We start from the raw sequence: 13,504 nt of genomic DNA, 5'->3' as shown, positions 1-13,504 counted from the left end.
AAACCGGCGCGCGTACCCACAGGTCGATCACATAGCTCTTGACGGAAGAAACGCTGGAACGCCGAGGCCTTGGCCACGCAGGTAATCGGCCATCGGTCCGACGACCTTGAGGACCGCCGGTCTTGCCGTCATGCGCTGCCGCCATTGCAGAAGCCTCGGCGTTTCGCTGGTCATGTCGGCGCCCCAGCGCGCGCCGAACAGCTGGGCCATATAGAACGCGATATCGGCAAAGGAATACGCGCCGCCGAGAAACTCGCGATCACCCAGCACGCTCTCCATCGTTCGATAATAGGCGGCAGCGCCCGCGCGCGCGGGCTCCGCGGCGGGATCGAGCGACGCTTTCCCGAGCTGCATCAATTTGATGATATGAGGGAAATAGACCTCATCTGATTCATGCTCCAGCCGGCGAGACCAGGCCCTTGCTGCAGTAGTCGCAGGCCACAGCGCTGGATGCGGCTTGATGTCTTCAAGATACTCGAAGATCTGGGTGGAATCGAAGATCTCGAGGTCACCGTCGATCAGCACCGGGACCTGCCGCTTTGGATTGATGCGCAGGACTTCTGGATGCTTTGGCGCGTAACCCTCCTTCATGGTGAAGGGGACCATGATCAGTTCGAAATCGATGTCCTTCTCGTGCGCCGCGATCTGAGCCTTTGCGCCGAACATGCTCAGGGGGCCGGAAAACAGCCGCATTTTGCGATTGCCGCTTCGATGCGCCTCTCCGCCGGATTGAACGTTCTCGGGCATCGATTTCCACTCCTCAATCATCACCACGGACGGGATCTTAGCGAAACTTCCGGATCCCGTTCGGACACGTAAAGGTCCTTCTGGACAGCGGCACGTTTTCCGGCTGATATGCGACGAATTGACACATAACGGCTCCGCGTGAGCCTGGAGGAGACCCCATGATCCCGTTTCATACGCGCCTGTTCGGCGCGGTCGTCGCGTTGACGCTTGCAGCCAGCGCACCTGCCCTCGCGCAGCAGCTCGAGCTCAAGATCATGGCGCCCGCGGCACCCGGCGGCGGATGGGATCAGACCGCCCGCTCGATGCAGCAGGCGCTGGTCGCCGCCAAGATCGCCCGCAGCGTCCAGGTCACCAACGTGGCCGGCGCCGGCGGCAGCGTCGGCATCGCGCAGTTCGTCAACGGCGCCAAGGGCGACGGCAACCAGATGATGGTGAACGGGTTCGTCATGGTGGGCGCGCTCGCCATGAACAAGTCGCCGGTGACGCTCGAACAGGTGACGCCGATCGCCCGCCTCACCGAGGAGATCCAGGTGATCGTGGTACCGGCGAATTCGCCGATCAAGACGGCGCAGGACCTCGCCGCCGCCGTGAAGGCCGATATCGCCAAGGTCACATTTGCCGGCGGCTCGGCCGGCGGCGTCGACCATGTGATGGCGGCGTTGTTTGCGGGAACAATCGGCGCCGACGCCAAGAAGGTCAACTACATTCCGTTTTCCGGCGGCGGCGAGTCGCTGGCGGCCATTCTCGGCGGCAAGGTCACCGCGGGCATTTCCGGAATGAGCGAATACGAAGGCCAGATCAAGTCCGGCAAATTGCGCGCGCTCGGCGTGACGTCGGAGAAGCGCATCGCCGGCAGCGACATTCCGACCTTCAAGGAACAGGGCATTGATCTGGTGATCGCCAACTGGCGCTCGGTGGTCGCGCCTCCCGGCATCACGCCGGAACAGCGCAAGACGCTGAGCAACGCAATCGAGAACATGGTCAAGTCGGACGCCTGGAAGGACATCCTCAAGCAGAAGGGCTGGGATGACGCCTATCTTTCCGGCGATGCGTTCGCCGACTTTCTGAAGAAGGAAACCGCGCGTGTCACCGACGTGCTGAAGTCGGTCGGCCTCGTCAAGTCATGACGGATCTTCCGCAAGAGCCGGCGTCCCGGCGCGTCGATCGTGCCGGCGTCGTCATTGCGCTTGCGCTCGCAGCGCTTGCCGTGGTGCTGGTATGGGACTCGCGCCAACTGCCAACTACCACGATGTACGGCATGGGGCCCGAAGTGATGCCGGTCGTGATCGCCATCGGGCTCGGTCTGCTTGCGATCGGCAATCTGATCGACGCACTACGCGGCAACCTGCCGCCGCGTGAGAGCGCCGATCCCAAGGCCGTACTGCTGATCCTCGGTGGGCTCGCGCTCTTGATTGCCATCATCGGCCTTGGCGGCGGCTTCATCCTTGCGACGTCGGCGCTATTCGTCACCACGTCGGCAGCCTTCGGACGCCGCGCCATTCTTGCCGACTCCGCCATCGCGCTCGTGATGAGCACCCTGATCTATCTCGCGTTCGATCGGCTGCTGACGTTGAGCCTCCCCGCCGGCCCCCTGGAAAGACTTCTGTAATGGAAACCTTCGCCGCGCTCGCGCATGGCATGGCTGTCGCCGTGCAGCCGATGAACCTGCTCTACGCGCTGATCGGCGTATTCCTCGGTACAGCAGTGGGCGTGCTGCCTGGCATCGGGCCAGCGCTCACGGTCGCATTGCTGCTGCCGGTCACCTACAAGCTCGATCCCGGCGGCTCGCTGATCATGTTTGCCGGAATCTATTACGGCGGCATGTATGGCGGCTCGACCACCGCCATCCTGATCAACACGCCCGGCGAGAGCGCATCGATGGCGACCGCGCTCGAAGGCAACAAGATGGCCAAGGCCGGCCGCGGCGGTCCGGCGCTGGCGACGGCTGCGATCGGCTCGTTCGTCGCGGGCACCATCGCCACCATCGGCCTCGCCTTTCTGGCGCCGTGGCTGGTGGATTTCGCGGTGCGCTTCGGGCCTGAAGATTATTTCGCGCTGATGTGCGTGGCCTTTGTCACGGTGTCCGCGACCTTCGGAGATTCGCCGATCCGCGGACTGACCAGCCTGTTCATCGGGCTGACGCTCGGGCTTGTTGGCATCGACAAGCTCACCGGACAGGCCCGGCTCGCGTTCGGCATTCCCGAACTGCTCGACGGCGTCGAGGTGACGACGCTTGCAGTCGGCCTGTTCGCCCTCGGCGAAGCCCTTTACGTCGCATCGCGCCGCCATCACGCCGAGGAAAAGATCGAGCCGGTGCGCGGCTCGCTGTGGATGACGAAACTGGACTGGAAGCGGTCGTGGAAACCGTGGCTGCGGGGGACGATGTTCGGCTTTCCGATCGGCGCGCTGCCCGCCGGCGGCGCAGAGATTCCGACGTTCCTGTCCTACTCGACCGAGAAGCGCCTATCGAAACATCCGGAAGAATTCGGCAAGGGCGCGATCGAGGGCGTCGCAGGGCCGGAAGCCGCCAACAACGCCTCCGCCGCCGGCACCCTTGTGCCTTTGCTGACGCTGGGGCTTCCGACCTCGGCAACGGCTGCGATGATGCTGGCGGGCTTCCAGCAATACGGCCTGAACCCGGGACCGCTGCTGTTTGCCGAGCGGCCCGACCTGGTGTGGGGCCTGATCGCGAGTCTGTTCATCGCCAACGTGATGCTGCTGGTGCTCAACCTGCCGCTGGTCGGCCTGTGGGTGAAACTGCTCGCGATCCCGCAGCCATGGCTGTACGCCGGCATTCTCGTGTTCGCGACCATGGGCACCATCGCGGCAAAACCCTCGGTCGTCGAACTGTCGATGCTGGCGGGCTTTGGCGTGCTGGGCTTTTTGATGCGCCGGTTCGATTTTCCGATTGCGCCTGTCGTTGTCGGTCTCATCCTGGGTCCGATCGCCGAAAGCCAGCTGCGCCGCGCGCTCGCCATCAGCCTCGGCGATCCCCTGGTGCTGCTGCAAAGTCCGATGTCGGCCACGCTGCTCGGCATCGCGCTGATCGCGCTAGTGGCGCCGTTCGTGCTGAAGGGACTCGATCGGTTCAGGGCGAGCGAGGACTAGGCTCAGTACCCATCAATCCAGATTCGTGAGCGCGGCTTGATCGATGTCCGCTATCCGGCGCTTTTGCGGACTCGAATCAGACGTCGCCTGAAGTCCGAAAAGGGCCGGCCATAAGCGGAAGTCACCCCGTGAAAGGGTGCGTTTACCAGCATCCCGATGTCGCTTCGTAAGCCTACTGCCACGGGCTGCAAGTCGGTATCAACAATGGTACTCTTAGTGGATGGCAAGGTCGGTAATGCTCAGCATTTTTCGAGGTGCGTGCCTGATTTGCTTATGCATCTTGGGAGTTGCCGTTATCGTGGCACCCCTAGAGCTCGTCGCTTATCCCATTGTATCGAAATCGACTGGGTGTAGTTGGAACGCCGGACTGCAGTGGTTCACCTGCGGAGACGGTTGGGTCGGTCATTCGATCGCAATCGTACTCAACCTGCCGATACTATTCTCCTACGCGCAAACCTTTACTCTTTTCGGGGCCAGTGCGCCGTTTGGTCGAGAGTTCACGTTTTTGCTCTACTTGTTCGACGCTATCTTCACTCTCGCTCTGACCTATCCTCTCCTGATTCTCTTTGCGCGGAAAAGCGGTCGGCGCAGCAGCTAACGTCTGCAATGGGCCCCATTTCGGACCTGCCAATAGTCCTTCTATCGGGGGGCGGATCCCGTCTGAACATCAGGGTCGGCACAAATCTTGCTCGAATCCAGTCTGCTTGAATGCATCCGCCTCGCGGATCGCCTGTTTCCTGGGCATTTTTTGGATTTGATGATTTATGCGCTGCCTCGTCGTTGCCGATTTGCATTATTCATTGCCGCAGTTCGACTGGCTGCTCGAGGCAGCCCCGGAATTCGACGTCGTCATTTTCGCCGGCGACGCGCTCGACATCGGATCGTTCGTCGATTTCCGCGCGCAGATTCTGGTGGTGAAAAAATATCTATCGCTGCTGTCCCAAGTGACGCGCGTCATTCTCTGCTCGGGCAATCACGACCTCGACGAACGCAGCGCGGAAGGCGAGAAGATTGCGCGCTGGGTCGGCGATATCCGCGAACTCGGCATCGCCTGCGACGGCGACAGCCTCATCATCGGCGGCACGCATTTTACGGTGTGTCCGTGGTGGGACGGGCCGCTGGTCAAAAGCCGCATCGAAGCCCAGCTTCGCGACGCAGCCGCCGAGCCGGCGCAACGCTGGATCTGGGTGCATCACGCGCCGCCGGCGAATTCACCGACGAGCTGGGGCGGCAAGCGGTTCTTCGGCGACGTCGAACTGGTGCAATGGATCGCGCAGTATCAGCCGTCGATGGTGATCTCGGGCCACGTGCATCAGTCGCCCTTTATCCCCGACGGCTCGTGGTTCGACCGGCTCGGCACCACCTGGATCTTCAACAGCGGCCTGCAGCACGGCCGCCCGCCGGTCTATATCGTGCTCGACCTCGATGAGGGCGCGGCGTTCTGGCTGGCGGCCGGCGAAGCCCAACGCATCGACCTGCGCGCGCCCTTGCTGCGGCCGGCGGCGGAAATCGAGAACCCGCCGCCCTGGCTCATATCCTTGGGTCGGATTGCCGATCCGAGCCTGGCGAGACCTGTGACGGCGGCAGGTTGATCATGCTCTGCAGGAGTTCGCCGACCATCGAGAGATGGTTACCCTGACCGGCATATTGATGCATCAGGTCGGCCAGATAGGTGTTGGCGACGTTGAGGCGTTGCGCCAGCAGGCGCGCGATCAACAGCGCCATCGCCGGCTGGTCGCGCAGGAACGCCGCGGCGTCGTCGAACTCGTAGACGACGGAATCGGCGGCGGCGCGCACGGTCGCGGTGTGAGGCTGATCGAGCAGGACCGACATTTCGCCGAGCATCGCCCCCGGCTCGGACAGAACGGCGACGACGCTATCGCCCTTGATGACCTCCAGCCGTCCTTCGAGCAGCACGAACAGATGTCCGGTCTTGCTGCCCTCATGAAGCACGAGCGTGCCCGCCGGCACGGCTCGCTGAATTCCTCCGGTGCAATAGTCCAGAACCGCGCGCATCCAGCACCACCACCCCAAGCCCTGGCGCAAGACTAGCAGGCCGACGACGATCGTCGAACGGATAATGTACTCCGCCTGCTTAAATTGTCGGCATCGGTGGAAGCCGCGTGGATCAGGTCGCCACGGCGCGTAGCTTTGGCGAGGGGAGGAAATCTCCGATCGCATCCAGGAAGATTTCGGGCGATTGCAGCTGCGGTACATGCGCACAGCCCGCAATGATCTCAAGATGCGCTTGCGGCAGCCCGGCCGCCAATTCATGCGACATCGGCGGCGGCGTCGCCTCGTCATGCTCGCCGACCAGCACGAGGACGGGGAGCTTTACCTTGTCAAGTTCGGGGCGCAGATCGAGGCCAGCCAACGCCTCGCAGGCGGCGCGGAACACCTCGGGGTCGGTTTTCAAGAATGCCGCGCGGCGATCGGCCATCAGGTCCGGATGATCGGCCTGAAACGCCGGCGCGAACAGCCGGCGCATCGCGACATCTGTAATCGCTGCCAGCCCCTTCTCCCTGGAGGCGGCCGCCATCGTGCGGAAGGCTTCGCGTCCGGGTTCTGAAAACGCCGCGCCGCAATCGGCGAGAATGAGTTTTGTCGCGATCCCGGGATGGCGAATGGCCATCTGCAGTGCGACGAAACCGCCATAGCCGTTGCCGAGCACGACGGCTTCATCGCCTCCGGCCGCGTCCTTCACCGCTTCCGCCATCCGGTCGGCGACCTCCGTGAGACCGCCGCTGACCGGCCGCGATCGGCCGAAGCCCGGCAATTCCGGAACGATCACCCGGAACGATCGCGACATCGAGGGAACGACGGCATCGAAGCTGGCGCGATCCGACAGCAGCGAATGAAACAGGAAGAGCGGCGGACCCTCGCCGACCTCTGCTGCATTGACGGTGCCGTTGGCGAAAAGCCGATCCATTCCAGTCTCTCTTTCAGGTTTGCAGGGCTTCAGGTTTGCGGGGCTTCAAGTTTGCAAGGCTTCAAGTTTGGGGGCTTTCAGGACAAGCCGCCCATGTGGGGCGTCCGTTGTCGGCGCACCCTCCTAATAAATCAAAATTCAGTCTTTTCAAGCCTTCGTCACTTGACGTGATATTTCACGAATGCAAGATTGTTTGTAACCATCAAGGGAAATTTCGATGCTTTTGCGGGATAATGTCTACGAAAACCTCCGCTCTGATATTCTAACCTGTCGCCTGGCGCCAGGTGATGATATGCGAGAGCAGGAGCTGGCCGAGCGTTATGCCGTCAGCCGCCAGCCGGTTCGCGAGGCGTTGCTGAGGCTGGAGCGCGAGCATCTGGTCACGGTGCAGCCGCGCCAGGGCTACCGGGTCAACCCGATCTCGCTGTCGGATGCCCGCGACCTGCTGCGGTTCCGTTTCGCGCTAGAGCCGGCCTGCGTCGCGGAAGCGATCGAGAACGCCAGCGACGACGTCCTGAAGTCGCTGGACGAATTCCGCCTGTTCACCGGAAATCATGAAGACTTCATCGCCTACAACCGCGCCTTCCACTCGGCCCTGGCCCATGCCTCGGGCAACCGCCGCATGGCAGCCGCGCTGTGCGACCTGATCGGACAGGCCGACCGTCTGGTGCGCGTCAGCGTCGCCAACGTGAAGGGACATGACCCGACGCAGCTGGTTGCCGAGCACGTCGCCCTGATCGAGGCGATGCAGCGGCGCGACGGGCGAACCGCGGCCCGCATCATCAAGGCGCATATCGGGCAAACCGAAAAACGCGTGCTGCCGGCGCTGAAGCGCAACGCCGTGATCGTCGAAGGAAGAGATCGATGAATATATCAGCCAAACATTCCGCTATCGAAGTCGAAGTCCACGGCAACTTTGTCGACGGCCGAGAGATCGAGGCCGGCGCCGGCCAAATGCTCGATATCCGCAATCCCGCCACCGGCGACGTGATCGCGCGGATTCCGAACTCGACCACAGAGGATATCGACCGCGCCATGAAGAGCGCGCGCGCAGCGTTCGAAGGCAAGGCGTGGGGCGGCATGGACACGCGTTCGCGTGCAAGACTCGTCAATCACCTCGCCGACGCCTTCGAGGCCAATCTCGATACACTGTACCGGCTGGAGACGCTGAACAATGGCCGGCCCGTCAACGAGACACGCGCGCAGCTTTCGCGGCTGCCGGATTTCTTTCGCTACTTCGCGGGGCTTGCACTAGCGCGCCGCGATTCCGTGATTCCGGTCGAAGGCTCCTATCTGAACTACACGCTGCGCACGCCAATCGGTATCGTCGCCAACTGCACGCCGTTCAACCATCCGCTGATGATCATGTGCAAATCGCTGGCGGCGGTGCTGGCGAGTGGGTGCGTCACCGTGGTCAAGCCGTCGGAATACACGCCGCTGACGACGCTGAAACTGGCGCAGATATTCACCGAGGCGGGGTTGCCGCCCGGCGTGTTCAATGTCGTGCTCGGCCTTGGCCAGAGCGCCGGCAAGATGCTGGCCGAACACGGCGATATCAACAAGCTGGTGCTGACCGGCGGCACCGAAGCCGGCCGCATCGCCGGCGGCGCGGCCGCAAAAGTGTTCGCGCACCAGACCATGGAGCTCGGCGGCAAGACGCCGGTCATGGTGTTCGACGATTACGACGTCGATCAGGCCGTCAACTACGCCGTGTTCGGCGCTTTTATCGGCGCCGGCCAGACCTGCGTCTGCGCGTCACGCCATATCGTGCAGGCCTCGATCTATGACGAATTCGTCGAGAAGCTGAAGGCGAAGACGCTGAGTATCCGCATCGGCGATCCCTTCGATCCCACAACCCAGCTCGGGCCGGTGATCTCGGCACGGCAGCGCGACCGCGTGCTGTCCTATTCCCAATACGGCCGCGAGGATGGCGCGCGGCTGGTGACCGGCGGCGTTGCGGCAAGAGTGCCCGGCCATGAGAACGGCTTCTTCGTCCAGCCAACGGTGTTCGCAGATGTGAAGTCGGACATGCGCATCTTCCAGGAGGAAGTGTTCGGTCCGTTCACGTCAGTGACGCCGTTCAAGGACGAAGCGGACGCGCTCAGGCTCGCCAATGATTCACCGTTCGGGCTGGCGGCGGCGATCCGCACCCGCGACGTCGGCCGCGCGCATCGCGTGGCCTCAGCGGTCAAGGCCGGCATTGTCTGGATCAACGATCACCATCGCCTCGATCCGGCCTCGCCCTGGGGCGGCGTCGATGATTCCGGCATCGGCCGCGAGTTCGGCACCGAAAGTTTCGACGATCACTTCAACACCAAGAGCGTGATGGTCGCGACCCACGACCAGCCGTTCGACTGGTATCGCGACACGGCAACCCAGCGACGATTGAACTAACGCATAGCAAGGCGACACCGCGTCCATAGAAGACCGGCGCCGTAACCGAAAAAGCAAAGGGGAGAAACGCGTATGGCAATGTCAGTCAATACCGGCAGCCGTCTCGATCGGCTGCCGATCGGCCCATTCCACCGCCGCATCATGGCTCTGATCGGCATTGGAATGTTCTTCGACGGTTTCGATATCTATCTCGCCGGCACCGTGCTCGGCGTAACCTTGAAGACCGGCTTCTCGACGCTGCCGCAAAACGCCCTGTTCATTTCGGCGACCTTCGTCGGAATGATGCTCGGCTCATTTGCCACCGGCTTCCTCGGCGACCGCTATGGGCGGCGGTTTACCTACCAATTCAATCTCCTGGTGTTCGGCATCGCCTCGCTGGCGGCGGCGTTCGCCCCCAACATGACGGTGCTGATCGCGTGCCGCTTCGTGATGGGTTTTGGCTTGGGCGCCGAAAACGTCGTCGGCTATTCGACCATGACCGAATTCGTGCCGGCAAAAACGCGCGGAAAATGGCTCGGCCTGATGGCGGTCTGCGTCGTGACCGGCTTGCCGATTTCTTTGCTGGTCGCATCCCTCGTAGTGCCTGAATTCGGCTGGCGCGCCATGTTCGTCATCGGCGGCATCGGCGCCTTGATCGTCTGGTACATGCGCAAGAGCCTGCCGGAGTCGCCGCGCTGGCTGGAAGCCATCGGCCGCACCGAAGAAGCCGAAGCGCTGATGCAGTCGATTGAGAAGGAAGCAGCCCAGGGGCAGCCGCTGCCGGCCCCCGCTGCCGCAGCGAGCATTCCGGCGTCGCCCGATCTCGCCACGCTGTTCACGGCGCCGCTGCTGGCACGCATGATCGTCGGCTCGGTCTGCCTGATCACGATCAATACGCTGCTCTATGGCTTCGTGACCTGGCTACCGGTGTTCTTCATCAAGCAGGGACTGACTGTTGCAACGTCGTTCGGATATTCGCTGGTGATGGCGCTTGGCGCGCCGATCGGATCGGCCATCGGCGCGCTTACCGCAGACCGGTGGGGCCGCAAGCCGACCATCATCGGCGCATCGCTGATCTCGGTCGTGCTCGGCATCATCTACCCGATGATATCTGACCCAATGCTGCTGCCGGCGGTCGGATTCGCGCTGACGGTGCCCATCTATGTGCTGGTGGCGTTGCTGTTCGGAATTTACATCCCCGAACTGTTCCCGACCGAAGTACGCTTGCGCGCCTCCGGGATCGTCAACACGCTCGGTCGCGGCGCCACCATCGTCACGCCGTTCCTGGTCGTGATGCTGTTCGAGGCCCGCGGCGTCGCCGGCGTGATGGCGCTGATGATCGGCCTGCTGGTCGTGCAGATCATCACGGTGTGGGCGCTCGGCATCGAACCGCGGCACCGTAGCCTGGAAGAACTCAAGCGCGACGAGACGGCGCCGGCAGTGCTGAAGGGACTGGGGCGGTTGAAGGCGAGCGGGGATTAGTCCTTCCGGAGCCTTTTCGTTCCGATGGAATTATCTCGCTATCGGCCAAGACTAGAGCGTGATGACTCTTCTTCGAATCGTCATCCCGCTCTATCTCTTTGATTTGAGCATGATCTCCGCGCAAACGCGTTCCGCGTTTGTCGCGAGGGAAAACCGGTACCCACTTTTCCGGATCATGCTCTAGCTAGGCACCGATGATGCCAAGATCGAACAAATGAAGTACGCTTCGCTGCTTAAAATGTCGGCATGGCAAGTCCGGCGGCCGCGCGCCAGGCCGAACTTCAGATCTTCGCGAGCATTGCCGTTTTCAGCTTCGCGATGCGCGCTTCGTCACGCTTGTAGAACGTCCACTGCTTGACGCGCTTGGCGCTCAGCAGCCCGGCTTGCGACAATATCTTCAAGTGCTCGCTCACGGTAGGCTGACTGACGCCGAGCTTTTCGGCGATCAACGCTCCGCAGACCCCGTCCTTGACCAGATCGCCGTCGACCTGTTCGCGAAAATGCGCCCGGGGGCGTTTCAGCCATTCCAGGATCAGGAGCCGCCGATCGCTGGCGAGCGCGCGAAAAGCAGACTCGACGTCGTCTTCCAATGAAGGCATATTGCTAATTAGCTAAATGGCTAATTCCTGTCAACACGCCTTTCTGTCAACAACAAGCCTTGGAGTACCTTGGAATGAACGCGCCGATGGATGCAGTAACTTCGGAAACGATCGCACAATGCGAGAGGCTCATTCGGCCCTTCATTCGACGAACGCCGGTCGTCGACGTCGATGCGGCCGAGTTCGGCCTTCTCGGCCATACGCTGACGCTCAAGCTGGAGCTGCTTCAGCACGCCGGCTCGTTCAAGGCGCGCGGCGCTTTCGCCAATCTCTTGACCCGCGACGTACCGAAGGCCGGCGTGGTCGCAGCGTCGGGCGGCAACCATGGCGCGGCGGTCGCCTATGCCGCGATGAAGCTTGGCAAGCCGGCCAAGATTTTCGTGCCAAACATCTCTTCGCCGGCGAAGCTGCAGCGCATCCGCGACTATGGCGCCAACCTCGCGATCGAGGGCGACCGCTATGCCGATGCGCTCGCGGCCAGCGAGAGTTGGGCGCAGCAAACCGGCGCACTGCAAGTGCCGGCCTTCGATCAGAAGGAAACCATCATGGGACAGGGAACGCTCGGCCTCGAGTTGGCCGGCCAGGCGCCGGATATCGACACGCTGCTGGTATCGGTGGGCGGCGGCGGGCTGATCGCAGGGATTGCCGCCTGGTACGCCGGCCGTATCAAGGTGATTGGCGTCGAGCCGCTGGCATCGCCGACGCTGACCAAGGCCTTTGAAGCCGGCCGGCCGGTCGATGCGGAGGCCGGCGGTCTGGCGGCGGATTCGCTGGCGCCGCGGCGGGTCGGCGAACAGGTTTTTCCGATCGTGCAAAAATACGCGCGGCAAACCGTGCTGGTTTCCGACGCCGCAATCGCCGAGGCGCAGGCGACGCTTTGGCGCGGCTTGCGCATCGTGGCAGAACCGGGTGGCGCCGCGGCATTCTCGGCGATCCTGTCGGGCGCCTACAGGCCCGTCGCGGGCGAGCGCGTTGCCGTCATCATCAGCGGTGGCAACACCGCCGCCGTCAATTTCGACTTCACCCGTTGAGCGCCGATGGTTGCGCCCCCGCGCAGGGCGGCGGTAGCTCGTCCACACTTTGGAATCGCTCTAAATCATAACGCTGGAATCCTTCTAAATCGACCCATTCGCGACATCCAGTCGCTGACGGCATGGCCGCCACTGCGCTACTGAGACCGACATCTCCACCACCATTGCCGGACAACTTTCATGATCAACCTTCGCGCTACCGCCGCAACCGCAGCGTTGCTTTGTCTTACCGCGTTCGGGGCCGCGCCGGCGTCCGCCGACGGCGAGGTCAACGTCTACACCTATCGCGAAACCAAGCTGATCCAGCCGCTGTTCGACGCCTTCACCAAGGACACCGGCATCAAGGTCAACGTCGTCTCGGCGAGCTCGGGCCTCGAGCAGCGCATGAAGGCGGAGGGCGCCAACAGCCCCGCCGACGTACTGCTGACGGTCGATATCGGCCGCATGGACGAGGCCGTGAAGGCCGAGGTCACGCAGCCGATCAAGTCCATGGTGATCGACGAAATCGTGCCGGCGCAATATCGCGATCCGGACGGACACTGGGCCGGCATTTCGATGCGCGCGCGCGTGATCTACGCCTCGAAGGACCGCGTCAAGCAGGACAAGATCACCTACGAAGAGCTCGCCGACCCCAAGTGGAAAGGCAAGATCTGCATCCGCTCCGGCCAGCACATCTACAATAACGGCCTGTTCGCGGCCTACACGGCCAAGTACGGCGAGGCCAAGGCCGAGGAATGGCTGCGCGGCGTGAAGGCCAACCTGGCGCAAAAGCCCTCGGGCGGCGACCGCGAAGCCGCGCGCGACGTCGCGGCCGGCAAGTGCGACATCGGTATCGGCAACACCTATTACTGGGCGCTGATGATGAACAACGATCCCGAGAAGAAGCCGTGGGCGGAAGCCACCAAGGTGATCCTGCCGACGTTCGAAGGCGGCGGCACCCACGTCAATCTCTCGGGCGTCCTGTTGGCGAAGAACGCGCCCAACAAGGCCAATGGCGTCAAGCTGATCGAGTGGCTCGTCGGCGATAAGGCGCAGCAGATCTACGCCGATTCCAACTATGAATACCCGATCCGTGCCGGCGTCGCCGTCAACCCGACGATCGCGGGCTACGGCAAGCTCACCGCCGATCCGCTCCCGATCGCCAAGATCGCCGCCAACCGCAAGGCAGCCTCGACGCTGGTGGACAAGGTCGGGTTCGATAATTGATCGCACCAAGTCGCGATAGTCATTCCGCC

At 62.8% G+C, this 13,504-nt stretch carries 13 protein-coding genes; 9 read left to right on the top strand and 4 right to left on the bottom strand.

All coding sequences use genetic code 11. The features are described 5' to 3' along the window. Positions 1-27: 27 nt before the first annotated feature. Complete coding sequence (locus tag V1286_RS01845) at positions 28-747, bottom strand: glutathione S-transferase family protein (protein WP_334477211.1); 720 nt, start codon at positions 745-747, stop codon at positions 28-30. A gap of 158 nt (positions 748-905) precedes the next feature. Between V1286_RS01845 and V1286_RS01840 the strand changes: the two genes are divergently transcribed. From V1286_RS01840 to V1286_RS01825, 4 genes are all read left to right on the top strand, one after another. Continuing rightward, positions 906-1,874: a Bug family tripartite tricarboxylate transporter substrate binding protein gene (locus V1286_RS01840; RefSeq protein ID WP_334477210.1), complete on the top strand. Its 969-nt coding sequence runs from the start codon at positions 906-908 to the stop codon at positions 1,872-1,874. Beyond that, complete coding sequence (locus V1286_RS01835) at positions 1,871-2,356, top strand: tripartite tricarboxylate transporter TctB family protein (protein ID WP_334477209.1); 486 nt, start codon at positions 1,871-1,873, stop codon at positions 2,354-2,356. Before V1286_RS01840 ends, V1286_RS01835 begins: the two co-directional genes overlap by 4 nt. Continuing rightward, positions 2,356-3,855: a tripartite tricarboxylate transporter permease gene (locus tag V1286_RS01830; protein WP_334477208.1), complete on the top strand. Its 1,500-nt coding sequence runs from the start codon at positions 2,356-2,358 to the stop codon at positions 3,853-3,855. Before V1286_RS01835 ends, V1286_RS01830 begins: the two co-directional genes overlap by 1 nt. A gap of 764 nt (positions 3,856-4,619) precedes the next feature. Next, positions 4,620-5,447, top strand: a complete 828-nt coding sequence (locus V1286_RS01825) for a metallophosphoesterase family protein (RefSeq protein ID WP_334477206.1) — start codon at positions 4,620-4,622, stop codon at positions 5,445-5,447. Here the strand turns inward: V1286_RS01825 and V1286_RS01820 are convergent. Together V1286_RS01820 and V1286_RS01815 are read right to left on the bottom strand one after the other, a co-directional pair. Then, positions 5,386-5,871, bottom strand: a complete 486-nt coding sequence (locus V1286_RS01820; RefSeq protein ID WP_334477204.1) for a Crp/Fnr family transcriptional regulator — start codon at positions 5,869-5,871, stop codon at positions 5,386-5,388. The two genes, V1286_RS01825 and V1286_RS01820, sit on opposite strands and share 62 nt — an antisense overlap. Positions 5,872-5,983: 112 nt before the next feature. Further along, positions 5,984-6,784, bottom strand: a complete 801-nt coding sequence (locus V1286_RS01815) for an alpha/beta fold hydrolase (protein WP_334477203.1) — start codon at positions 6,782-6,784, stop codon at positions 5,984-5,986. A 217-nt stretch (positions 6,785-7,001) separates the two neighbouring features. Between V1286_RS01815 and V1286_RS01810 the strand changes: the two genes are divergently transcribed. The 3 genes from V1286_RS01810 to V1286_RS01800 all read left to right on the top strand — a co-directional run bounded on the left by V1286_RS01810 (position 7,002) and on the right by V1286_RS01800 (position 10,639). Then, complete coding sequence (locus V1286_RS01810; protein WP_334477201.1) at positions 7,002-7,652, top strand: GntR family transcriptional regulator; 651 nt, start codon at positions 7,002-7,004, stop codon at positions 7,650-7,652. Continuing rightward, the gene (locus tag V1286_RS01805; RefSeq protein ID WP_334477199.1) at positions 7,649-9,178 is read left to right on the top strand and encodes an aldehyde dehydrogenase; all 1,530 of its coding nucleotides are present in this window, start codon (positions 7,649-7,651) and stop codon (positions 9,176-9,178) included. Before V1286_RS01810 ends, V1286_RS01805 begins: the two co-directional genes overlap by 4 nt. Before the next feature lie 72 nt (positions 9,179-9,250). Beyond that, the gene (locus V1286_RS01800; protein WP_334477198.1) at positions 9,251-10,639 is read left to right on the top strand and encodes an MFS transporter; all 1,389 of its coding nucleotides are present in this window, start codon (positions 9,251-9,253) and stop codon (positions 10,637-10,639) included. 281 nt (positions 10,640-10,920) lie between these two features. Here the strand turns inward: V1286_RS01800 and V1286_RS01795 are convergent, their stop codons facing one another. Continuing rightward, positions 10,921-11,238 (bottom strand): ArsR/SmtB family transcription factor, encoded by a 318-nt coding sequence (locus tag V1286_RS01795; RefSeq protein WP_247783388.1) that lies wholly within the window; start codon positions 11,236-11,238, stop codon positions 10,921-10,923. 74 nt (positions 11,239-11,312) lie between these two features. Between V1286_RS01795 and V1286_RS01790 the strand changes: the two genes are divergently transcribed. Both V1286_RS01790 and V1286_RS01785 read left to right on the top strand, forming a co-directional pair. Next, the gene (locus tag V1286_RS01790) at positions 11,313-12,269 is read left to right on the top strand and encodes a threonine/serine dehydratase (RefSeq protein WP_334477196.1); all 957 of its coding nucleotides are present in this window, start codon (positions 11,313-11,315) and stop codon (positions 12,267-12,269) included. Between the two features lie 180 nt (positions 12,270-12,449). After that, a complete protein-coding gene (locus V1286_RS01785; RefSeq protein ID WP_334477195.1) occupies positions 12,450-13,475 on the top strand; it encodes a Fe(3+) ABC transporter substrate-binding protein in 1,026 nt (341 codons plus the stop codon). Positions 13,476-13,504: the final 29 nt, after the last annotated feature.

Origin of the sequence: Bradyrhizobium algeriense (genome assembly GCF_036924595.1) — a bacterium.
In the GTDB taxonomy this organism is placed as follows: domain Bacteria; phylum Pseudomonadota; class Alphaproteobacteria; order Rhizobiales; family Xanthobacteraceae; genus Bradyrhizobium; species Bradyrhizobium algeriense.
This window is presented reverse-complemented; position numbering and strand designations above follow the sequence as displayed.